22 protein-coding genes are annotated in these 21,146 nt (G+C 38.4%); 9 read left to right on the forward strand and 13 right to left on the reverse strand.

The genetic code is table 11. The features are described from left to right. Positions 1-24 precede the first annotated feature (24 nt). On the reverse strand, positions 25-672 hold the full coding sequence (locus tag J655_RS15380) for a hypothetical protein (RefSeq protein WP_032006473.1): 648 nt from the start codon (positions 670-672) through the stop codon (positions 25-27). A gap of 247 nt (positions 673-919) precedes the next feature. Between J655_RS15380 and J655_RS15385 the strand changes: the two genes are divergently transcribed. Continuing rightward, the gene (locus tag J655_RS15385; RefSeq protein WP_002116779.1) at positions 920-1,174 is read left to right on the forward strand and encodes a PspC domain-containing protein; all 255 of its coding nucleotides are present in this window, start codon (positions 920-922) and stop codon (positions 1,172-1,174) included. A 64-nt stretch (positions 1,175-1,238) separates the two neighbouring features. On the opposite strand, the gene J655_RS15390 is transcribed toward J655_RS15385, so the two are convergent. The 4 genes from J655_RS15390 to J655_RS0104570 form a co-directional block, all read right to left on the reverse strand. Then, the gene (locus J655_RS15390; protein WP_032052628.1) at positions 1,239-2,339 is read right to left on the reverse strand and encodes an HPP family protein; all 1,101 of its coding nucleotides are present in this window, start codon (positions 2,337-2,339) and stop codon (positions 1,239-1,241) included. A gap of 132 nt (positions 2,340-2,471) precedes the next feature. Then, entirely contained in the window at positions 2,472-3,269 is a 798-nt protein-coding gene (locus tag J655_RS15395) for a TIGR03915 family putative DNA repair protein (RefSeq protein ID WP_032006471.1), read from the reverse strand. Between the two features lie 2 nt (positions 3,270-3,271). After that, positions 3,272-4,534 (reverse strand): putative DNA modification/repair radical SAM protein, encoded by a 1,263-nt coding sequence (locus J655_RS15400; RefSeq protein WP_032006470.1) that lies wholly within the window; start codon positions 4,532-4,534, stop codon positions 3,272-3,274. A gap of 109 nt (positions 4,535-4,643) precedes the next feature. Further along, a complete protein-coding gene (locus J655_RS0104570; protein ID WP_049069374.1) occupies positions 4,644-5,036 on the reverse strand; it encodes a lysozyme inhibitor LprI family protein in 393 nt (130 codons plus the stop codon). A gap of 42 nt (positions 5,037-5,078) precedes the next feature. Here J655_RS0104570 and J655_RS24625 point away from each other — a divergent pair, with 42 nt between their 5' ends. The 4 genes from J655_RS24625 to J655_RS15415 all read left to right on the forward strand — a co-directional run bounded on the left by J655_RS24625 (position 5,079) and on the right by J655_RS15415 (position 9,694). Then, positions 5,079-5,504: a hypothetical protein gene (locus tag J655_RS24625; RefSeq protein ID WP_019767443.1), complete on the forward strand. Its 426-nt coding sequence runs from the start codon at positions 5,079-5,081 to the stop codon at positions 5,502-5,504. 89 nt (positions 5,505-5,593) lie between these two features. Next, positions 5,594-6,571, forward strand: a complete 978-nt coding sequence (glyQ, locus tag J655_RS15405) for a glycine--tRNA ligase subunit alpha (RefSeq protein WP_002044989.1) — start codon at positions 5,594-5,596, stop codon at positions 6,569-6,571. Then, the gene (gene glyS / locus J655_RS15410) at positions 6,571-8,640 is read left to right on the forward strand and encodes a glycine--tRNA ligase subunit beta (RefSeq protein ID WP_017481687.1); all 2,070 of its coding nucleotides are present in this window, start codon (positions 6,571-6,573) and stop codon (positions 8,638-8,640) included. The genes glyQ and glyS overlap by 1 nt, the downstream gene beginning before the upstream one ends. Before the next feature lie 223 nt (positions 8,641-8,863). Then, positions 8,864-9,694 (forward strand): hypothetical protein, encoded by an 831-nt coding sequence (locus J655_RS15415; protein WP_032006469.1) that lies wholly within the window; start codon positions 8,864-8,866, stop codon positions 9,692-9,694. Between the two features lie 58 nt (positions 9,695-9,752). On the opposite strand, the gene J655_RS15420 is transcribed toward J655_RS15415, so the two are convergent. Together J655_RS15420 and J655_RS15425 are read right to left on the reverse strand one after the other, a co-directional pair. Further along, positions 9,753-10,037: a YciI family protein gene (locus J655_RS15420; RefSeq protein ID WP_002116836.1), complete on the reverse strand. Its 285-nt coding sequence runs from the start codon at positions 10,035-10,037 to the stop codon at positions 9,753-9,755. A 35-nt stretch (positions 10,038-10,072) separates the two neighbouring features. Next, complete coding sequence (locus J655_RS15425; RefSeq protein WP_032052629.1) at positions 10,073-10,975, reverse strand: DMT family transporter; 903 nt, start codon at positions 10,973-10,975, stop codon at positions 10,073-10,075. Between the two features lie 108 nt (positions 10,976-11,083). Between J655_RS15425 and J655_RS15430 the strand changes: the two genes are divergently transcribed. The 3 genes from J655_RS15430 (at position 11,084) to J655_RS15440 (ending at position 13,044) form a co-directional block, all read left to right on the forward strand. Beyond that, positions 11,084-11,950 carry a LysR family transcriptional regulator gene (locus J655_RS15430; RefSeq protein ID WP_032006468.1) on the forward strand — a complete coding sequence of 289 codons (867 nt, stop codon included), beginning with the start codon at positions 11,084-11,086 and terminating at the stop codon, positions 11,948-11,950. Positions 11,951-12,097: 147 nt separating this feature from the next. After that, positions 12,098-12,517 (forward strand): hypothetical protein, encoded by a 420-nt coding sequence (locus J655_RS15435; RefSeq protein ID WP_017481690.1) that lies wholly within the window; start codon positions 12,098-12,100, stop codon positions 12,515-12,517. A gap of 95 nt (positions 12,518-12,612) precedes the next feature. Next, positions 12,613-13,044, forward strand: a complete 432-nt coding sequence (locus J655_RS15440; protein WP_032006466.1) for a hypothetical protein — start codon at positions 12,613-12,615, stop codon at positions 13,042-13,044. A gap of 102 nt (positions 13,045-13,146) precedes the next feature. On the opposite strand, the gene J655_RS15445 is transcribed toward J655_RS15440, so the two are convergent. Together J655_RS15445 and J655_RS15450 are read right to left on the reverse strand one after the other, a co-directional pair. Next, on the reverse strand, positions 13,147-14,502 hold the full coding sequence (locus tag J655_RS15445) for a S8 family peptidase (protein ID WP_017481692.1): 1,356 nt from the start codon (positions 14,500-14,502) through the stop codon (positions 13,147-13,149). A gap of 35 nt (positions 14,503-14,537) precedes the next feature. Next, the gene (locus tag J655_RS15450) at positions 14,538-14,846 is read right to left on the reverse strand and encodes a hypothetical protein (RefSeq protein ID WP_017481693.1); all 309 of its coding nucleotides are present in this window, start codon (positions 14,844-14,846) and stop codon (positions 14,538-14,540) included. 586 nt (positions 14,847-15,432) lie between these two features. Between J655_RS15450 and J655_RS15455 the strand changes: the two genes are divergently transcribed. Continuing rightward, positions 15,433-16,233: a hypothetical protein gene (locus tag J655_RS15455; protein ID WP_032052630.1), complete on the forward strand. Its 801-nt coding sequence runs from the start codon at positions 15,433-15,435 to the stop codon at positions 16,231-16,233. A gap of 59 nt (positions 16,234-16,292) precedes the next feature. Here J655_RS15455 and astE read toward each other — a convergent pair whose 3' ends face one another. Genes astE through astA form a run of 4 tightly spaced genes read right to left on the reverse strand, consistent with a single transcriptional unit; the run spans position 16,293 to position 21,143 of the window. Beyond that, positions 16,293-17,267 (reverse strand): succinylglutamate desuccinylase, encoded by a 975-nt coding sequence (gene astE / locus J655_RS15460; RefSeq protein ID WP_032052631.1) that lies wholly within the window; start codon positions 17,265-17,267, stop codon positions 16,293-16,295. A 12-nt stretch (positions 17,268-17,279) separates the two neighbouring features. Continuing rightward, positions 17,280-18,623: an N-succinylarginine dihydrolase gene (gene astB / locus J655_RS15465; protein WP_032052632.1), complete on the reverse strand. Its 1,344-nt coding sequence runs from the start codon at positions 18,621-18,623 to the stop codon at positions 17,280-17,282. Positions 18,624-18,642: 19 nt separating this feature from the next. Beyond that, positions 18,643-20,112 carry a succinylglutamate-semialdehyde dehydrogenase gene (astD, locus tag J655_RS15470; protein WP_032052633.1) on the reverse strand — a complete coding sequence of 490 codons (1,470 nt, stop codon included), beginning with the start codon at positions 20,110-20,112 and terminating at the stop codon, positions 18,643-18,645. Beyond that, positions 20,112-21,143, reverse strand: a complete 1,032-nt coding sequence (astA, locus tag J655_RS15475; protein ID WP_032052634.1) for an arginine N-succinyltransferase — start codon at positions 21,141-21,143, stop codon at positions 20,112-20,114. Before astA ends, astD begins: the two co-directional genes overlap by 1 nt. Positions 21,144-21,146: the final 3 nt, after the last annotated feature.

Below are 21,146 nucleotides of genomic sequence, written 5' to 3' on the forward strand. Positions count from 1 at the left end.
CTCTTTTTTATATTTATCGGATATCTATTCTTTAGTTAAAACATAAGCCCGATTTGGAACAAAATAATTTTGCTCTAAAAATTCACGATTTTTTCCATAGTCGCTATAAAGTAATTTTTCTAAATTTGTGACCAATCTTTTATTTGAATCAATATTAAAATAAAAATTAACTTTAGATAACGGACATTGAATCGTTAACTCACGCTCTTTTTCATCTACTTTCCAATTTAGAGTAGGACATAATTGATTTACAGCGGCACTTTTAGCACCGTCCTTACTTCCCACACGACCAAAATGGACAACATTCCAATAAGCCGACCCATTTGGTAATAAATTTAAAATGTACTCTGCTTCGCCTGATTCACAATCAGCAAAAGCATCTTCACATGAAATACGAGTGTGATATCGCCCTACATATTGCAATGAGGCTGCGTTTAATTTTTGGGTTTGATCTGAGGTATCTTCAGGTAAGAAAGTTCGTCCAGCGACATAATCCAATGTTTTTATAGATGTACTACTTTTTATTAAGTTTTCTTCATGATTAGAACTAGAACTTGTAGTCGAGTGATCTTTTGAATTGGTATGGTTTATATCGCAAGCACTCAGTGTCATGCACAGTGCAGCCACTACAACCACATGCTTAACTGAAAAACGAGACCACTTCAAAGACATATACATTATTCACAGATAACAGCAACAGCTATATTTACACTTCAAATCAAGTATTAGCTGATTGCCGCTTAAACTCTTAAGCCCTGAAAGGGTGCATTTTAGTAGATGTTGGTTTCTTTCCTTTCAATCCTTTACATATTTTAACTATTTTACTTTTTAAAAGACTTTAAACCCGTTATTTCGTCTCCATATTTTTATTAAGCAAGAGCAATAGCTTCTTGTAACTTTTATCTTTAAGGAGAATTAGATGGCCAGTTCTGGTTTATATCGCTCGAACCGACACAGCATGATCGCCGGTGTAATGGGTGGTATTGCTGAACGTTTTGGTTGGAACGTAACTTTACTACGTGTCATTTTTGTTTTGATCTCAATTATGAGTGCTGCCTTTCCAGGAATTTTAGTTTATCTGGTTTTATGGTTAGTGATTCCGAAAAAACAGCCAGAACATATTGAAGGCTATCGACAATCCGTCCGAACAGTAAATGAAGAACAAGTACGTTAATTCATAACTTTGGTCGCTACGGTTGCATCCCCTAATCAACCGTAGCTTTTTTTTATTCTAAAAATTATAGCTTTCGATTTAACTGTTGCTGTAATGCAGCAATCATATCTGCACGGCTGATCATTCCTACGAGCTTACGCTCTTCAACCACAGGAATGTAGTTAAACGACTTTTCAACAAAGTATGGCACCAAATCTTGAATAGGTTGAGTTGGCAGTACGGTAACCACTCGACGGCTCATAATTTGTTTTACGTAATGCTGCCAAGAATTCCTTGGGTCGGCTGCACCTTTAAACCACTCTACGACTTCATATAACGCTAAAGTTCCGACCAAATGGTTTTCTGCATTTACTACAGGTAGGCTCATTAAGTTCACTTGTTTAAACTTATCGAGTGCCTGATGAATATCATCATCTTCATGTAGTTTAATCACATCACGGCTCATAATATCCTGACAGATATATTGATTTACCATACGCTCATTGGCATGTTCCTGAGCTTCTAAAATGATTTTTTCTAAGTCGTATTGGCTAATATCTAAAAGTTCAGTGTGATGGCCTAATGCATACTCAATATCTTTCGGCTGAATTGATACTTTTTGAGTTGGCGTTGGGTCTTTACTACGTTCATTTACATGCGCGGTAACCGGATAATGTCGCCCAATCAATCGATTGAAGAAAACAGCAAACCCAAGTAGAAGTAACGAATTGAGTAAAACTGGATAAAAAATAAAGTAAAAGCCCAACTTATGAATTGCTGACCCACCCAGCACGGCTGTAATCGCAACCGCTCCACTCGGCGGGTGCAAAGAGTCGGTGGGCATCATTAAAAATATAGCAAAACCCACAGCCACACTAAAAGCCGTGGTTAAATCCGGAATCCACTGTGCACAGGCAACGCCAATTATGCCGGCTAAGGTATTACCAACAATTACATTCCATGGTTGAGCTAAGGGACTAGTCGGCACAGCAAAAAGAAGAACAGATGAGGCACCCATTGGGGCGATATACCATGCATTAATTCCACCGAGAACATACCAGCTAATTAAGGAGGAAATTGCTAAACCACACAACGCTCCAATACCGCAAAGTAACCGTTCTTTTAAGGGTAAAACTTTAAAATTTGGCTTTAAAATCTGTAACCATTCTCGCTGTATAACACTCACAGTACACCTTTGGGGATATGCCGTTATTTATAACGGGCAAAAGTATACGCCCAAAGCCACTTAAAGTGCATTTAAATTATACCTTTTAACTATCAGAAAACTTATTAAACCTATTCTTACTATTCTAATACTTTAATATTCCATCAATTTTTCATTTAAATAACGCCAATAACGCTTCGGCAAATATTGCACATGAAGTTTTATATTTTGCCGTTCAGTAATATTTACGCTCTTAAAATAATCCTTCCAAAGCTGATCATATAAAACTTCCTGCTCATCAAGCTCAAGCTGAAAGCTTTGGCTCATTCCATTTTTTAAATTACGATCAACATCCGAGGCTTCTAATGAAACTTCATGTATTTCACGTAAATCATAATAGATTCCAAACTTGCGTTGTTCGTCATAAATAAGCCAACGTTGATCTTGATAACGCCGTTTAAAATGAGGCTGAATAAGCGGTAAAACATTAAAATCGGGACGTACTAAACTTAAAAAAAGCTCATCTTTAGTTTTCTTAAACCGAATAAAAGCTTCCATCCGATGTTTCTCTCGCCCGACTTTTTTCGTCCACTGCGCAATCGCTAAAACACTAGGATTTGAATAATCTTTTTCAATGGAAACATGGCTAGTAAACACATAGATACAATAATCAAATAAGTGCTGATAGGCGTCTAAAGATTCAGATAAAGAGGCAAAATAAAATTGTTTTAACGAAGAAGATGAAAGCTTTTTTTGTAGCGCTGACCAAACACGTTCAGCATGCCATTCGTTATTTTCAACCTCAATTTTATCGGCAAATAAGCCATGTTGAGCTACATTATTCAAACAGAGCCTGACCTGTAATTCTTTAAATTGAAATGCACGAAAAACACAGCTCAGCAGCCCAACCATCGAACCATCAAAATAGTAAGCCACTTCATCATTAAACATTGCTAAAACCCAAGGCTTAATTGTGGCGAGAGTTGCTGCACATATTTCGAAGATCCCTGCGTTAAAATCTGCTGCCGAATAAAACTTGATGATAGTTCTTTTTGGAATTTTGGACTGTCTTCGCAGCGAATAAAGAATTTTGCACGCTGATAGGCTACGCCGAGTTTTTTTAATAAATCGATATGGATTTTTCCAAAACGACGAGCCTGTACAATTTTCTTGGCCGATTTCACCCCAATGCCCGGCACACGCAAAATCATTTGATAATCGGCACGATTTAAATCTACTGGAAACTTTTCAGGATGCCTTAAAGCCCAGCTTAATTTCGGGTCTACATCAAGGTCTAAGTTTGGGTGTTTTTCATTGACAATTTCATTAACTTCAAAACCGTAAAAACGCATTAGCCAATCGCTTTGATAGAGTCGGTTTTCCCGTAGTAATGGCGGTGCAGAACCCACTGCTGGCAAGTAATTATTTTCGGTATTAATTGGGATATAACCAGAAAAATAGACGCGTTTGAGTTTAAATTCTTTGTAATGCTTGTCTGCCATAAACAAGACATCTTGGTCTGACTCTTGATGGGCCCCCACTACCATTTGTGTGGTCTGCCCTGCTGGTACATATTTCGGCACATGCTTAATGATTTGTCGCTCATCTTTAAGCTGAATGAGCCTGTCACGGACCAAACCTAAATCTTTTTGCACTTCCTGATGTGATTTTTCGGGTGCAAAAGTTTTTAGCCCAACCTCGGTCGGCATCTCTAAATTAATACTCATCCGGTCAGCATATAAACCTGCTTCATGAATCAGTTCAGGCGATGCTCCCGGAATCGTTTTTAGATGAATATAACCATTAAAGTTTTCTTCAAGGCGCAACTTCTTTACGACTTGAAGCATACGCTCCATCGTATGATCTGCCGATTTAAAAATGCCAGAGCTTAAAAATAAGCCTTCGATATAATTACGACGGTAAAAATTAATGGTTAAGTCTACAACCTCTTGCACCGTAAATGCTGCACGCTGGACATCATTAGAACGGCGTGAAACACAGTAGGCGCAGTCAAAAATACATACATTACTAAATAGAATTTTTAAGAGAGATACACAGCGGCCATCTTCGGTATAGCTATGGCAAATTCCTGAATGGCTGGCATCTCCTAAACCTTTATCTTTATTTTTACGGTCACTGCCACTTGATGAACAAGACACATCATATTTAGCAGCATCAGCAAGAATCTGTAGTTTTTCCCGAATGCGATCAGACATATCAAACGACTCATTTATGGCATCGTTTAAAAAATATCATTTTGCATTCTTAAATTTAATCCAGTGAAGTATGCTAAGCGTCATGAGGTGACGTTTAAAATAATTCGTCTTAATTAATGTATTCTTCAAGCTGTTTTACACGCGCTGCATACTCTTGCATTGGGCAATACGAATACATCGGTGAGCCAATGTATGAGCCTGCATTACTACATTCCTGATCTACATAAGCTTTCCAAAGTCGCTGAGATTTTAAAATATCTTGATAACGCTCTGGCTGTTTATATTCTTCGCTTTGTGTGCGAATTTGATCAATGAGAGCAACAATTTTTTCTTCATAAGTCTTTTTAGCTTGTTCAGAACAGCTATGCACGACCATGTTGTTAATACTCTCAAGCTGTATTTCTTTAATGGTCTGTTCTACACATTGGTTGTATTCATCTTGCTCATCAGTTTCCGTCTGCGCGTAAAGCCATGGACTACAAAAAAGGCTGGATAAAACAATGAGTTTTCAGCATAATTTATTCTCGATTCTATAATTTTTAATATGCATCAATATAACAAAAAAATGATTATTCGCGCACTTGCGCTAGCTCCCATACCTTTGTTGAGTATATCTGCCTTAGGAATAATCATCTTCAATGCGGAATTTAATCTTTATTCGGTTGCAGTTATTTTTCTAGCCCATTTCTTATTTTATTTACTTTTTTATGGCCTTCTAGTTATTCCTTTCGCATATATCACTTCATATTTTCTCGTGCGTAAAAATCGTTTAAATCTGATGAGTATTTTTATCTGCGCAACTGTCATCTGGATTTTGATTAGCCCTATTACACGCTTAATTTTTGTCGGTTCATTCCCTTCTCCTTGGTGGCATATTTATAAGATCTATAGTTTTTATCTTATGATTTTATTTACTAGCTTTTGCTACTGGCTAGGCTTGGAATGGCTGAGGCGAAAACAAATAGGCTAAACACATATTCCTGTGATTAAGCCTTTGCCACTCCCCCACAAAATCCTTATACTTAGGGGCAATTTTTCTCATAAATTCGTGGATGCTACATGAGTCGCGCCATCTCGCACATTGATACATTTCAGGGCTTAATTCTTGCCCTACAAAACTATTGGGCCGAACAAGGCTGCGTCGTATTACAACCTTACGACATGGAAATGGGCGCTGGAACATTCCACACCGCAACATTCTTACGTGCTTTAGGGCCTGAAACTTGGAATGCTGCATATGTTCAACCTTCACGTCGTCCAAAAGATGGCCGCTATGGTGAAAACCCGAACCGTTTGCAACACTACTACCAGTTCCAAGTGGTACTTAAGCCAAACCCAGACAACATTCAACAGCTTTATCTTGATTCTTTAAAAGCAATCGGGATTGATACGCTTACTCACGACATCCGTTTCGTAGAAGACAACTGGGAATCTCCAACGCTAGGTGCTTGGGGCTTAGGCTGGGAAGTTTGGCTTAACGGTATGGAAGTAACTCAGTTCACTTACTTCCAACAAGTTGGTGGTGTTGAATGTTACCCAGTAACAGGCGAAATCACTTACGGTTTAGAACGTCTTGCAATGTACCTTCAAGGTGTTGACTCGGTTTATGACCTTGTTTGGACCAAAGGCCAATTTGGTACTGTGACTTACGGCGACGTATTCCATCAAAATGAAGTTGAGCAATCGACTTATAACTTTGAATACGCTCCAGTTGAGAAACTATTTGAACTGTTTGATTTTTACGAATCAGAAGCAAACCGTTTAATTGAAGCAAAACTTTCTCTTCCTGCTTATGAGCAAGTTGTTAAAGCATCTCATACCTTTAACTTGCTAGATGCACGTGGCGCAATTTCTGTGACTGAGCGTCAACGTTACATTTTACGTGTACGTACTTTAGCGCGTGCTATTGCACAAAGTTATGTACAAGCACGTGCAGAGCTTGGCTTCCCAATGGCAGAACCACACTTGCGTGATGAAGTATTGGCACAGCTAAAAGCACAAGCTGAAAGTGAAGCAGCAAAGGCGGAGAAAAACTAATGAGCAAACATACTGTTTTATTCGAACTTGGCTGTGAAGAACTTCCACCAAAAAGCTTAAAAACTTTACGTGATGCATTACAGGCAGAAACGGTAAAAGGCTTAAAAGATGCGGGCTTAAACTTCGCCTCAATCGAAGCTTATGCAGCTCCACGTCGTTTAGCGCTTAAAATTGTTGATATCGATGCTGCTCAAGCGGACACTCAAAAACGTTTTGACGGCCCTGCTGTTCAAGCGGCTTACGATGCAGAAGGTAAACCGACTAAAGCACTTGAAGGCTTTATGCGTGGTCAAGGCATTACAGTTGATCAGCTTTCTACTTTCCAAGCAGGTAAAGTTGAAAAAGTTTGCTATTTAAAAGATGTGAAAGGTCAAAGCCTTGATGCTTTACTTCCACAGATTTTACAAACTGCATTAGACAATTTACCAATTGCTAAGCGTATGCGTTCTGCTGCAAGCCGTACCGAATTTGTACGTCCAGTGAAATGGGTTCTCTTACTTAAAGATGACCAAATTGTTGACGCCACTATTCAAGATCACAAAGCTGGCAATGTGACTTATGGTCACCGTTTCCATGCACCTGAAGCTGTGACTTTAGCGCATGCAAATGACTATTTAGCTGCTTTAGAGAAAGCTTACGTTGTTGCGAACTTTGAAAAACGTCAAGCAACCATTCAAGAACAAGTTAAAAAGTTAGCTGATGAAGTTAACGCAACCGCTATTGTTCCAAGTGACTTACTTGATGAAGTCACAAGTTTGGTTGAATGGCCTGTGGCTTTACGTGCAACTTTTGAAGAACGCTACTTAGCTGTTCCTCAAGAAGCTCTTATTACGACAATGCAAGACAACCAGAAGTATTTCTGTTTGATCAATAGCGAAGGTAAATTACAGCCTTACTTCATTACTGTTTCAAATATTGAGTCTAAAGATCCGACTCAAATTATTGAAGGTAACGAAAAAGTTGTTCGTCCTCGTTTGTCTGATGCTGAATTCTTCTTCTTACAAGATCAAAAGCAACCGCTTGCATCTCGTAAAGAAAAATTAGCAAACATGGTATTCCAAGCACAGCTTGGTACGCTTTGGGACAAATCAACACGTATTGCAAAACTTGCAGTTGCATTATCTTCAATCACTGGTGCAAACCCAGCAGATGCTGAAAAAGCTGCATTACTTGCTAAATGCGACTTAACCTCCGAGCTTGTTGGTGAATTCCCAGAACTTCAAGGTATTGCGGGTACTTACTACGCACGTATTGAAGGTGAAAACACTGAAGTTTCAGAAGCTTTAGGTGAGCAATATTTACCAAAATTTGCGGGTGATGTTTTACCTAAAACTAAAACAGGTACAACGATTGCTCTTGCTGACCGTTTAGATACACTTGTTGGTATTTTTGGTATTGGACAAGCACCTACAGGTTCTAAAGACCCGTTTGCTCTTCGCCGTTCAGCAATTGGTATCTTACGTTTAATCATTGAAAATGAATTAGATGTAACGATTGAAGAATTAGTTAATCTTGCCCTGCAAGGTTATGGCGATATCGTTAAAGACCACGACAAAACCCGTGCTGATGCTGTTACGTTCTTGGAAGGTCGTTACCGTGCTAAGTACGAAGACCAAGGCGTTGCTGTTGACGTACTTCAAGCCGTTCAAGCACTCGCACCGAAATCTCCACTTGATTTTGATAAGCGTGTAAATGCTGTTAACCACTTCCGCACATTACCTGAAGCTGCTGCGCTTGCTGCTGCAAACAAACGTGTTGCGAACATTCTTGCCAAAGAAGCAACACCTGAAGGTTCTGTAGTTGAAGCAAACTTGGTTGAAGCTGCTGAAAAAGCATTATTTGCTGAGCTTCAAGCAGTGACACCTGTGGTTGAGCCATTACTTGCAGCAAAAGATTACACTGCTGCCCTTTCTAAGCTTGCAGCACTTCGCGCGCCAATTGATGCATTCTTTGATGGCGTAATGGTAATGGCAGATGATGCTGACCTAAAAGCAAACCGTTTACGTTTATTAGCTCAGTTGCGTAACTTGTTTACTGCTGTAGCTGATGTGAGTGTCTTGCAGGGTTAAAATTATATAAAAATTAATTTTTGTATAATTAGACTTTAATAAAAACCATGTTTTCACTCTAGTTGGAAACATGGTTTTTTATTGAAGAATTTCATTCAATATAATTATAAATGATTATTTTACATTCAATTAATAAATAAGAATTATTTACTTCCTTCACTTTTTATCCACAATTCAATAAACTAAAACAAATAATTACCAAACTTAACAAAGTATCATTGCAATGAAAAACTTAAATTTATTACTCATATCAACATTACTATTTACTGGATGTGCAACGACCAAATCGATTCAATATCCAGCAGCGGGAAAACAAACCTCTCTTTCTGTTTCTTCAGAACAACTTTCTTCAATGACTGAATCAGGTGCAGGTGATTACTTTGTAAAGGAAAGCCAAATATTAGTTGGTGATGCAAGTAGTGCTTCAGCCAGTCCAGTTTCTGGAATGTTTGGCCTTATCGGAGTAGGTGTTGCAATGGCAATTGATAAAAATGCAAATAGTTCAGCCATTGAAAAAAGCTCTCTCAATCAACCTATTAAATTTGACCAGTTAATACATCAAAAAATTACTGACTCTCTCACCCAAAATAAAACAGATCCTACTCTCAAACTTCTAAGTTTAAATCAGGCATCTGAAATTAAAATTGTGCCTTATTCACGTCTCTCTTTCCGTGAAAAACCAATTGTAAAAGTAAATTTTGGATTAAAAACACAATTTAAAAATGCAGCGGACAATAATGCAGATACAAAACGCTTATATCACTATGTAAGTAAGGATCGTATTTCTTTATCTGAATGGGAAGCTCAAAATAATTTATTATTTATGAAAAAAGCAGATCAAGCATTTAGCGCTCTTAGCCAAGTATTCACTTTAGATTTACAACATCAATTAAATTTAAAAGCATTTGATGAGAATAAGCAAAAAAACTGTAAAACTAATGCAGATACATCCTTAGTTTCTTTTATCCAAACTTCTGACAATTTATGTGTTGGTGTAGTTAAAACAAGTAAAGGAGATGTATTCGAAAATAGTATTTATATTGTTGAGCAATAATAAATATTAACCAAAAAGATTAGAGAACTACTTAAATTTAAGTAGTTCTCTAATGTAATCAAACAAAATCTTTAATTTCTTCTAAACTTTTCGATGGCTCAAACCACATAAAGTCATAATCAGCCACATCATGAATATAAAATGGATCATTTTTCATGATTTCTTCAGCTTCTTGAATCGAAGAGCTTAGAACTAAAATTACCCCACCTACTCTATTTTCTCGGCGCCCCGATGCCAGAAATTTCTTTTGCTCATAGTAATGATCTAAAAATGCAATATGTTCTTTCAATACAGCATCAACTTCGGCTAACGGTTTTTTATAGGTCAAGGTAACAACAATCATTTCATTCTCTTAAAGCAAGTAGCGCATGACATAGCTTATTCGATAGTACGCCTATTCCCCCAATTCATCCATACCAAACTCCCCACAATAATCACCCCACCTAACAGCACCATTATTGACGGTTTTTCATTTAAGAAAAGCACAGCCAAACTCATTGCGACAATAGGCGAGCAATACAAAAAATTCGATGCAATCGTTAACGGCATATTTTTAAGTACATATCCCCAAAGTACATAAGCCATCGCACTTGGGAAAATACCCAATAAGATAACCGACATATTGGCTTGCCAAGTGGCATGTAAAATTTCACTAGGCAAATGAGCACTATAAAAAAGTAAAGGAAGGGGTCCGAACCAAATGATGTAGCACATCATGCTCAAGGCATCATAATTTAAAGCAAATTTCTTATATAAATTAAAGTAGAGACCCCATGCAATTGCAGCTAAAACAATCAATAAACTATAAGGACTAGGTACACCAAAACCATGATCTCCACTGACCACCAACACGGCGCCGCAAAGTCCCAATAAAATACATAACCATTGTTTGAAACTGATTTGTTCCTTAAAAAGCAAAGCTGAAATAATAAAGGTAAATAACGGAATAGATTGGCTTAAAATACTAGAGGCAACCGCAGTCACATATTGCTGCCCTGTATTGATAAGCAGATGATGCAGCGTCACAGAGAAAAATCCTAATACAGCAAGCGCAGGAATATCTTTCCACTTTAAAGGTTGAATGCCTTTTTTCATGACCAAAAGCAGTAAAAAAAATGATGCGATCAAAAAGCGGAGCAAGGCAATGTGCTGCGGTGTATATGAATGCAAGGCACTATGTACGCCAATAGGTGAATAGCCCCAACAAAAGACAGTCACAGCAATACATAAATAGAGCTTAAATGCGGGAGGCTGGGTTTCGGCAGCAAGAGAAATTGCCATGTTAAATCTGCACTAATGAAATGGAACTCTTTCATCATATACGCATGGATAGTTGAATAAAATTAACTTATATTGAGTTAACTATTCATTAAAAGTGAATGATAAAACATGGATATCGCTCAGTTAAAAATGTTCCAAACCGTGGTTGAGTGCGGAACAATGGCTAAGGCATCAATGCAACTGCATTGTGTACCATCTAACATTACGACACGGATTAAACAACTCGAAGAAGAGCTTGGAGCACCTTTGTTTTATCGTGAAGCTAAAGCTTTAAAACTCACTCCATCTGGTGAGATCTTTCTTAATTATTGCCATAAAATTTTAGCGCTATGCGATGAAGCGAAACGAGGTATTCATCCTGATGCACCGCCCTCTGGCCCACTCAGAATTGGAGCGATTGAATCTTCTGCCACAACTCGCCTCCCCAATTTACTTGCAAAATATCATCAACGTTTTCCAGAGGTTTCCATTCAAATTATTACAGGCACATGGAAACAGTTATTAGTCGATATTTCTCAGCACAAACTTGATGGTGCAATTGTCGCGGGTAATATTGATTTTCCGATGCTCAATAAACTCAGTATTTACCAAGAAGATATGGTCTTAATTGCATCTCACTCTTTGGGAGAGATTCATTGCCAAGAAGACCTGATTGGTAAAGAAATTTTTATGTGGACTGAAGGCTGTCCTTACCGTGCAGCCCTTGAAGAATGGCTTAAACTGAAGAATATCTCTCTTCCTATTACCAGCATTACTAGCTATGCCACAATTATTGGTTGTGTCAGTGCAGGCTCAGGGGTGGCTCTGGTGCCTAAAAGTATTTATGAGCAATATAAGAATTTGGCCCATATCCAAAGTTATAAATTTGAATATCTTGCTTTTATGCAAAATCACTTTTTCTGGCACAAAAATGTGAGCAACCATAAAGCCAGAGACATGTTTATAGAATTGATTAAGACTGAATTTAGTTTATGAATCATTGCAATGATTGGTTTAGCGCCATTAAATGATGATTTATCGTAATCAAATCGTATGGGTTTTATCTCATTGCAGTACAAGCTTTATTTTTAACAGTAAGATCACCACTTCATCTTTTGATTCTGGTTGGGGAGATTGATCCATATGAAAACCTTACAAGTGTTATGCGTTGCAAGTTCTATATTGGCTTCATCAACCTTATTTGCAGAAACAACACAGCCACAACAAGTTGTTGAAACGACACCTAAAACACAACCTTATGGTGACAATCCTAGCTTAGGGCGCGTACTGTTGTATAAAACAGGCAAAGGCATACAAAATTTAGGAAACTCTATTCAAGGTGCTTCTGAAAAGACATCGAATAAAATTAGTGAGAAATGGCAAAACACCAAAGAATTTACTGCTGAAAAAGCAGAAGTCGTTCAACAAAAAGCAGATACAGCCAAAGTATTTACTGAACAGAAAATAGAGCAAGCCAAACAAAATATTACCAGTAGCCGAAATGGTGAAAATATTCCAATTGAGCAAGGTGAATTAAGTAAATCGAGCACAACAGCTAACTAATTTTTTGGATAGCGCGATAACTTCGCGCGCTTATAAACACAGATATTCATCTAGAAATAATGTCATTAAGTATAAGAAAGCTAGGAATCTGCCTTATGAATAGTCAAAAACTCCTCTTTTCAACACTATGCTGCTTAGCATTAACTGCATGTGCGACCTCTACACCTCCTTCATCTTATTCTCAAGCACAAGTTTTAGAACAAGATACGAATATCGAGGCTTATCCCTCTACCACAGGTAATGTAGCCAAACTCATTAAACAAGATAAACAGGCTTGTATGATTGAATTTACTGGCTATTTAGGGGGGGGACATGTAACTGAGCACTGGACTTTTAATAATAATGGTCTGATTTCAGCGACCTCATCGACTATGCAGTATCCTGATGAATCAGGCATATTAAATCAGGCAACCAACTCCACAACCAAAAGCTCAACGACATTTAATATTCAAGATCCAGAAATTCAGAATAATTTCAAGAAACTCCAAAACAACTTTAATCCAGCGAATCTAGCAAAGTGTAATTAATACTTTTTACATAAAAAGCCCGTTGCAGAAGTTACCCTTTGCAACGGGTTATAGCTATTTAAAAATTTCTTGGACCTAATTTAAAAAATTATAAATAAGCTATTAATTAATGGTTAAACCATTTGTTGCTGCCAGTAAATCAATACGTGGGAAAACCAAGCCCGTTCTTGAATCAGTAATTGGTTTACCTGTCGTTTTTAAACGGCTGATGGTTTGATCAATACTTTCTGTTGGACTCACGCTATTCGCTCGTAACAAAGCAATTGCACCTGCCACATGTGGTGTCGCTTGAGATGTCCCGCCCATGGTATAACCCCCCGCCGTGATCATTGCTCCTGGTGCTAATAAGGTCACAAGACTACCACCATTACTAAAGCACGCTACCTTATCTGCCGCTGTGGTTGGGTCCGAACATTTCACTGGGTTCCCCCATGACACACCACCAATATTACTATCATAAACAGCCCCTACTCTTACTGCACCAGCAACACAGGCAGGAGATGAAATTCCATCTGAAAATGCATCATTGCCTGAAGCGACTACAGGCACCACACCAGCAGCTCGTGCATTAGCAAATGCAGTTCCATAACTGCTATCACTACACTCCGAGGTATATTTAACACCTGGTACGCCAAGGCTCAAATTCACCGCTTTAATATTATAGGTTTGTGCATTATTTACAGCCCAATTAATCCCTGCGAGGATATCACTATCATAAGCTGTGCTTACCCACTTACCTTGGGATCTCACTTTTCTAAAGACATCAATACCTATAATTTTGGTTTTGGTAGCAACCTTAGATACGATGCCTGAAACATTACTCCCATGCCCATCATCATCTAAAGCGCCATCATCTGGTGCACTATCAAATGAATAAATCACTCGACATGTGCTTGATGGTGTATTTACTGCCGTACAGCCAAAATCAGAATGAAGATAATTCACACCTGTATCAATTACTGCCACACTAGAGCCTTCACCCGTAAAACCATTGGTATTCGCTTGTGGTTGATTAATTAAAGGTAAACTTTCATTGGTCGTAGTCTGGTTAATACGGTTCGGATAAACCGCTTTAACATTTGGATCATTTAATAAAGTCACCAAAGCTTCGCGATTACTAATTCGATAGAAAGCTAAAGGCAAATTATTGTAGTCCCGAAGTACTTGGACACCACCAGCACGGTTAAACCTTGCCTGTATATTCTTTTTATTTGTTGCAATATAACTCCGCCGCTCTAAACCGGAAGGCACACTCACCGAAGGAATATTGTATTCGACGATTAAATCATTCGAATCATTATTGACCAAGGCATCCAAATCGATTTTGCCCTGAAATACTTTTTGTTTTGCTGCTTGATTTAACCGCTGTTTAGCACCTTGAGAATCTAAAGGAAGAGCGGATGCAGTTGTACTTAATATCGTACATAGACCTAATAGAAATAACGTTTTACTTTGCATTATTTTTCTCCGTAGTTTTTCAACTAACAATTTGCTTATTTCGCTTTTATTTCATTTGCTGGATCTTTTTCTGGATCAATCGGTTGAATAGAAAGATCACTTTTTGTGTCATAAAAAGGAACAGTATCAGCTGATACCGATTGAGGATAAGTTGAATGTTGAGATAGATTTTTAGGTTGAGTAGGCTCCTTAAGTTTAGAAAGAAAGGACGATGTGTCTGGTTGTGGCGAATTCGACTCATGTAAAGCAGAATTGAACACATCAGATGCACCACTTGTTGGCTTAAGATAGAGAACAACGGCGACCAAGCCGACCAATACAAGAAGGGAAGCAATAATTTTCATCTGTCATATCTCTGTTTTTTTGTTTATAGATATCTATTTTTATTTTTGATTATTCGAAATAAAGTGCTATTTCTTTAAATATATTTCATGTGAAATTTCTATTTCATGAAATATACCAACCTGAGAAAAGCTAAAGTACTTTTTCCCGAATAAGCAAAAATACAGTTCTGCCCTATACATTTATATTTCTGGCAGAATATGGTTCAAAAAAGTGCTAAAAAAACACTCTATTCTCATAATAAGCAATAATTATGCCGTTTCCTCTAATAAATAATTAGATTCACATCACATTTAAAGATATAAAGGACAAGTCGAGAAAAACCGAAAGAGAAAAAATTAAAGGATATTTTTTAAAAAAGGAAAGATAAGCGAGCTTAATTAGAATATCTAACAAATAAATGTTCTTTTTCACTTTATTATTAATTTTTATTAATCTTCACAATTTATCCCTAGTCTGTTTACTCAACGTAACACTGTTGTAACATTTTGATGAAGACAGTTCACAAGACTATATTCCCTTGGCTATGATTCGTTTGCGTTTATGAAATACCTCACTAAAAGGGTATATTCTTTGAAGGATATCGCAATGAAAATGATGAAAACAGCTATCGTTACTGCAAGTGTTCTTGCTTCTGCCTCTATTTTTGCACAAAGTGCGGGTGTTAATGCAGGTGCTTCTGCTCAAGTAAATGTACAACCGGGTGGTCTTGTTAGTGGCGTAGCCAACACAGTCAAAAATACTGCTCATAATGTAGGTAGCTCAGCGAAGCATGCTGGTCATGTAGCGGCTGACACTACAGTTAAAGCAACAAAAAAAACAACAGGAAAAGTGACTGAACTTTCTTCTAAAGCTGCAAATGGTACAAAACATTTTGCTGCCGAAGCTGCGACAGGTACTAAAAATGTAGCAACTAAAGCCGCAACTGGTACAAAACATTTTGCTACCGAAGCAGTAACAGGAACTAAAAATGTAGCGACTAAAGCTGCAAACGGCACTAAAAACCTAGCAGTTGAAGCGAAAGCTGATACAAAAGCAGGTGTTGATGCTGTAAAAGGTAAAGTTGCAGAAAAACAAGCAGATCAAAAAGAATTTACTGCTGAAAAACAAGCTAATGCTCAAGCGCATGTAGATGCTGTAAAAACTCGTGTAGCTCAAAACCAAGCTGAGCAAAAAGAGTTTGTAGCTGACACAAAAGCAGATGCTCAAGCAAAGTTAAATGCAGCTCAACCAGTACATGCAATTAATGCTCAAACTGGTGTAAATGTTGGTGTTAATGTTGGTCCTGTTGGAGTTAACACAAACGCAAATGTAAATGCTGGCGCTCAAGCGTCTACACAAAAAGCTGAAAAGAAATCTTTTATTAAAGGTCTTTTCGGTAATAACTAATCCGTTATAAATAAAAAAGGGCAATTAATTGCCCTTTTTTATTTCTCAAAATCAAGTATTCAACTCGTTTCAGTTAAAACTAAGCCTGCACGCAAACCAAGCTTCACATTTGGGTTTGGAAATAAAATCCAGACCTGATCTTGCTCAACCACATAATTACCAGAAGGTTGAGTTGCAATGATTTCACCTTTGGTAAAAGTCGAAAAATTCGGAGCTTCAGCAGATAAATTCATCTGGAAGTCTTCATCTTTTTTAATTAAAGAATCAGACACTTTAAAGACTCGAATTTTTGTTTTATTGCGTAGCGGTAAGGCTTGCTCAGAAACTACATTACGAATAACTTCATCAATTGCAGCAAATTGGCTCAAGTCATTTTGTCCAAATGGCAAGGCTTTGCCTAACTCTAAAGTTGCGCTCGCCGCTTTAAAATTCTCACTCGTAAAATGTGTAAACGTTTTACCTACCGCATTGTGATAAACCAAAGCATCTAAATCGGCTGCTTCAAGACTTGCTGTTAAATCAGCATCATAGCCATGCTTTTGATATGGAAATAAAGCAAACGTTGGTAACAATGAAGCACGAATTGCTGTGTGTAAATCATAGTGATAGCGTTTAGCATCACTTGCACTTTCTTGAAAGAAATTTGTGACAACTTGCTCTAAAACTTCAGCACGCTTTGATTCTTCAGACACGCCTAGAGTTTTATATCCACCACAAAACATTCGATTTACATCGTCATGCACATAGCGTTTGCCTTGACGCATTGCATAAGGGTTACCCAATACAAGCAGCAACCTCACAGCAAGGTTTAAACGCCCTGCAAATAAATCCGTGCAAAGATGAGATAATAATTCAATTGGTGCTGTTTCATTACCATGCACTCCAGCTGACAGTACGACAGCTTTGTCGTACTGTGCGTTTGGCGTACATTCAAGAAGTCCTTCACCCAACCAGCGCCAAGAAAAATTATTTTGTTTTCCTTCGCGAGTTGTAGGCTGCTCACCTTGTAAGGTTAGTGCTAGAAAATCTTGCATGTCACCTCCTCATTATTTTTGGAAAGGATAAACTGAACCTAAACCTAAAATTTTGGTCAGTTCGTCAAGTGCCATACGGCTTTCCATTAACAAATGCGGATCAGCCAAATCTTCTTGTGCTAAACGATCACGATAATGTTTATCAACCCATTGATTGAGTGTGCCAAACAACTGATCATTCATCAGAACTTTTGGATTTACGGCATTTAACTCAGTTTCGTTTAAAGCTACACGTAAACGTAGACAAGCTGGACCACCACCGTTACGCATACTTTCACGTAAGTCATATACCTGAATAGCATCAATTGGTGTGCCCATTTGAATCATGTCATTTAAATAGCCCCACACTGCTGTATTTTGACGAGACTCTTCTGGTACAACAATAGTCATTCCACCATCTGGACGAGTCAAAATTTGGCTATTAAATAAATAGGTTGCTACGGCATCGTCAACGGTAACACGGTTTTCAGGGACTTCAATTGAAATAAAGTCTTCACCGATGCTTGCCATTTTTTGACGAATTTCAGCAAAAGCCTGATCCTGATTTAAAAAGGCATGTTGATGATGGAATAAAACCTGTTGGTTACTTACCGCGATCACATCATTATGGAAAACGCCCTGATCAATTACATCCGGATTTTGCTGAACAAAAACGGTATGTGCATCATCTAAACGGTGCAAACGTGCAATTGCTTCACTTGCCTCACGCGTTTGACGAGCTGGATAGCGTTTTGGTCCCGGTAAGCCATTATTTAAATGTTGTTGACCATAAACAAAAACCTGAATACCGCGCTTAGCATAATCACCACCTAAACGATTGTGATTGGCTGCACCTTCGTCACCAAACAACGCCACTTGTGGTAAAGCTTCGTGGTGTACAAAGTGGCGTTCATTTTTAAAGATTGCTTGTAAAACTTGGCTTGTAGTTTCAGCTTCAATTGAACGGTGAAACTTATTGTTCAAGTTCGCTGCTGTGAAATGCACACGCTCACCTTGACTATCTGCCGAAGGTGAAACGGTAGCCGCATTGGCAGTCCACATTGGAGAAGCTGAACTTAAAGATGATAATAGTTCAGGTGAATGACGCATTGCTTGAGCAACAACGCTAATGTCATCACCTGTAAAACCTAAACGGCGTAACATTGGAACATGTGGACGCTCATGCGGAGCAAGTACACCTTGTTTCATTCCCATGTCAGCCAAAGCTTTCATCTTTAGCAAACCTTGTTTAGCTGCTAATTTTGGATTCGAGGTATTATTACGGTTTTTTGTCGATGCTTCATTACCAAACGACAAACCCGCGTAGTGATGTGTTGGTCCCACTAAACCATCGAAATTTACTTCATATCCTTTCATTTTTTTCTTTCCCTAGTGTTTAAGGCAACACAATCCCTGGAGATAATTTTTCTGGTAAGGTTAAGCTGCCACTTTCAAGTGATGCCATTGGCCAAGCACAATAGTCGGCAGCGTAAAAAGCACTCGCGCGGTGATTACCTGATGCCCCTACACCACCAAACGGTGCGGCACTTGAAGCACCAGTTAATGGCTTATTCCAATTCACAATACCTGCACGTGCTTCAATGAGTAAGTCATCAAACAGTTCACGTTTTGGTGAAACCAAACCAACTGACAAGCCAAAACGAGTTGCGTTAGCAATTTTTAATGCTTCATCAAAACTGTCATAACGTTGAATGGTGGTAAGCGGGCCAAAATATTCTTCATCCGGAATATCTTTCACGCCTGTGACATCAACAATACCCGGAGTAAGTAGAGAGCTGTCTTCTTGAGGACGTGTCATGGCTAATAAACTTTTTGCACCCAGCTCAAGTAATTTTTGCTGAGCATTCATCATGTTTGTTGCAGCAACTGACGAGATTACCCCACCCATAAATGGTTGTTGTTCGTCATTCCAACGGCCAACTTTTAGGTTTTTAGCAACCTCAACAAAACGTTGAATAAATGCATCCCCTTCAGCACCATTTTTTACCAAGATGCGGCGCGCACATGTACAACGCTGACCTGCCGAAACAAAAGCAGATTGAATAGCAAGATTAACTACTGCATCGACATCAACAATTTCATCAATAATCAATGCATTATTGCCGCCCATTTCAAGCGCAAGAATTTTTTCAGGTGCACCTGCCATTTGCTTATGCAAGTGATAACCCGTGTTTGCACTTCCGGTAAACAATAAACCATCAATTTCATGTGAAGCAGCTAATGCTTCACCCGTGGTGCGTCCACCTTGAACCAAATTCATCACACCATTTGGCAGACCAGCTTGTTGCCAAAGTTTTACAGTTTCTTCAGCAGTCCAAGGCGTTAATTCGCTTGGTTTAAATACAACTGTGTTGCCAGCAAGCAATGCAGGAACAATATGCCCATTTGGTAGATGGCCCGGGAAGTTATATGGACCGAAAACTGCAAGCACACCATGTGGACGGTGACGTAAAGATGCTACGCCATCGGCCATTTCAGTTGAGCTTTCACCTGTACGCTGATGATAAGCACGGATTGAAATCGCAACTTTGCCAATCATTGATTGAACTTCAGTTAACGTTTCCCAAAATGGCTTACTGGTTTCTTGGCTAATCACTTCTGCTAAATGCTTTTTATTTTCTTCAAGCAAAGCCGCAAATTTTTCAACAATCGCTACACGCTCTGCAAGTGGTAAACGCGCCCAAGCTGGAAAAGCAGTACGCGCTGCCTGACAAGCTTGCTCTACATCAGCAGCAGTTGCTTCAGCACCTGACCATATATTTTGGTTATCAACAGGATTTGTTTTTTCAAATGTTGAGCCGCTGCCTTGTAACCAGACACCGTTTATAAATAAAGATTTTGACATCAGGATACTTCCATTGGATTTAGTGATAACACACGAACAACGTGACCTTCTTGTACACCGAGTTTTTCAGCTTGTTCATGTGTTAAATTTATTGTGTTATCAACAAGATCGAGCTTTAACAACATTGCCTTATAGTCATGATAATTATCATTGGCAATGAGATATTGGGTCTTACCGACCACAGCTTCACTTGTAATTTTGACGTTTAGTAACTGACTTTCTTTTACTGCTCGCAATTCATCAATATTGGCTTCAATGGTTGGACCAGCATCAAAAATATCGACATATCCTTGATAGCGTAAGCCTTCCGACTCAAGCACATGATAAGCAGGCAAAGTTTGTGGATGCATTTTTCCAATCACCTCTTGCGCATCTTTTGGCAAGAGATCTACATAGACTGGGAAACGTGGCATAAGCTCTGCAATAAACACTTTTTGCCCAATTCCACTTAAATAATCTGCTGTTGAAAAATCCATATTAAAGAAATGGTGACCAATCGCATCCCAAAATGGAGAACATCCATTTTCGTCTGAGAAACCACGCATTTCAGCAATTAACTTTTTCTCGAAATATTGCTTAAAGGCAGCGATAAACATAAAACGGATTTTCGATAAGAATTTACCGTTTTGGTTTTCACGACGCTCTGGATCTAAAAATAGTGTACAGAGTTCGCTACTACCTGTTCTGTCATTACTTAAAAATAAAGTAGGTAATGACTTATAGACATTTAATGCTTTTGAAGCGTGTACTTGAGTACCAACATGAAAGTTGTACCAAGGTTCAATGAGCCCTACAGCAACTTCGATTGCACTTAACCCAATAACACGTTGAGCTTCTGTATCTTCAAGAACAAACAAATAACCTTGTTCACTTTTATGGACATTGCCATTTAAAGTATTGCGAGTACGTGAAATTCGAGCCGAAAGTGTATCCATATTTTGTGGCAAGGAAGTCAGGCCTACACCCGACTTACCTGCTAATTTATAAATATCTTCAAGGTCTCGAAACTCGGCATGACGGACGATCATCATGGC

Origin of the sequence: Acinetobacter sp. 1294243, assembly GCF_000588015.1 — a bacterium.
Classification (GTDB): Bacteria; Pseudomonadota; Gammaproteobacteria; order Pseudomonadales; family Moraxellaceae; genus Acinetobacter; species Acinetobacter pittii.

Bases quoted from the DNA above. Each gene is read 5' to 3' on its own strand.
- J655_RS15380 (WP_032006473.1), bottom strand. From the start codon at position 672: ATGTCTTTGAAGTGGTCTCGTTTTTCAGTTAAGCATGTGGTTGTAGTG.
- J655_RS15385 (WP_002116779.1), top strand. From the start codon at position 920: ATGGCCAGTTCTGGTTTATATCGCTCGAACCGACACAGCATGATCGCC.
- J655_RS15395 (WP_032006471.1), bottom strand. From the start codon at position 3,269: ATGTTTAATGATGAAGTGGCTTACTATTTTGATGGTTCGATGGTTGGG.
- J655_RS15400 (WP_032006470.1), bottom strand. From the start codon at position 4,534: ATGTCTGATCGCATTCGGGAAAAACTACAGATTCTTGCTGATGCTGCT.
- J655_RS24625 (WP_019767443.1), top strand. From the start codon at position 5,079: ATGCATCAATATAACAAAAAAATGATTATTCGCGCACTTGCGCTAGCT.
- glyQ (WP_002044989.1), top strand. From the start codon at position 5,594: ATGAGTCGCGCCATCTCGCACATTGATACATTTCAGGGCTTAATTCTT.
- glyS (WP_017481687.1), top strand. From the start codon at position 6,571: ATGAGCAAACATACTGTTTTATTCGAACTTGGCTGTGAAGAACTTCCA.
- J655_RS15415 (WP_032006469.1), top strand. From the start codon at position 8,864: ATGAAAAACTTAAATTTATTACTCATATCAACATTACTATTTACTGGA.
- J655_RS15420 (WP_002116836.1), bottom strand. From the start codon at position 10,037: ATGATTGTTGTTACCTTGACCTATAAAAAACCGTTAGCCGAAGTTGAT.
- J655_RS15425 (WP_032052629.1), bottom strand. From the start codon at position 10,975: ATGGCAATTTCTCTTGCTGCCGAAACCCAGCCTCCCGCATTTAAGCTC.
- J655_RS15430 (WP_032006468.1), top strand. From the start codon at position 11,084: ATGGATATCGCTCAGTTAAAAATGTTCCAAACCGTGGTTGAGTGCGGA.
- J655_RS15435 (WP_017481690.1), top strand. From the start codon at position 12,098: ATGAAAACCTTACAAGTGTTATGCGTTGCAAGTTCTATATTGGCTTCA.
- J655_RS15440 (WP_032006466.1), top strand. From the start codon at position 12,613: ATGAATAGTCAAAAACTCCTCTTTTCAACACTATGCTGCTTAGCATTA.
- J655_RS15445 (WP_017481692.1), bottom strand. From the start codon at position 14,502: ATGCAAAGTAAAACGTTATTTCTATTAGGTCTATGTACGATATTAAGT.
- J655_RS15450 (WP_017481693.1), bottom strand. From the start codon at position 14,846: ATGAAAATTATTGCTTCCCTTCTTGTATTGGTCGGCTTGGTCGCCGTT.
- J655_RS15455 (WP_032052630.1), top strand. From the start codon at position 15,433: ATGAAAATGATGAAAACAGCTATCGTTACTGCAAGTGTTCTTGCTTCT.
- astE (WP_032052631.1), bottom strand. From the start codon at position 17,267: ATGCAAGATTTTCTAGCACTAACCTTACAAGGTGAGCAGCCTACAACT.
- astB (WP_032052632.1), bottom strand. From the start codon at position 18,623: ATGAAAGGATATGAAGTAAATTTCGATGGTTTAGTGGGACCAACACAT.
- astD (WP_032052633.1), bottom strand. From the start codon at position 20,112: ATGTCAAAATCTTTATTTATAAACGGTGTCTGGTTACAAGGCAGCGGC.
- astA (WP_032052634.1), bottom strand. From the start codon at position 21,143: ATGATGATCGTCCGTCATGCCGAGTTTCGAGACCTTGAAGATATTTAT.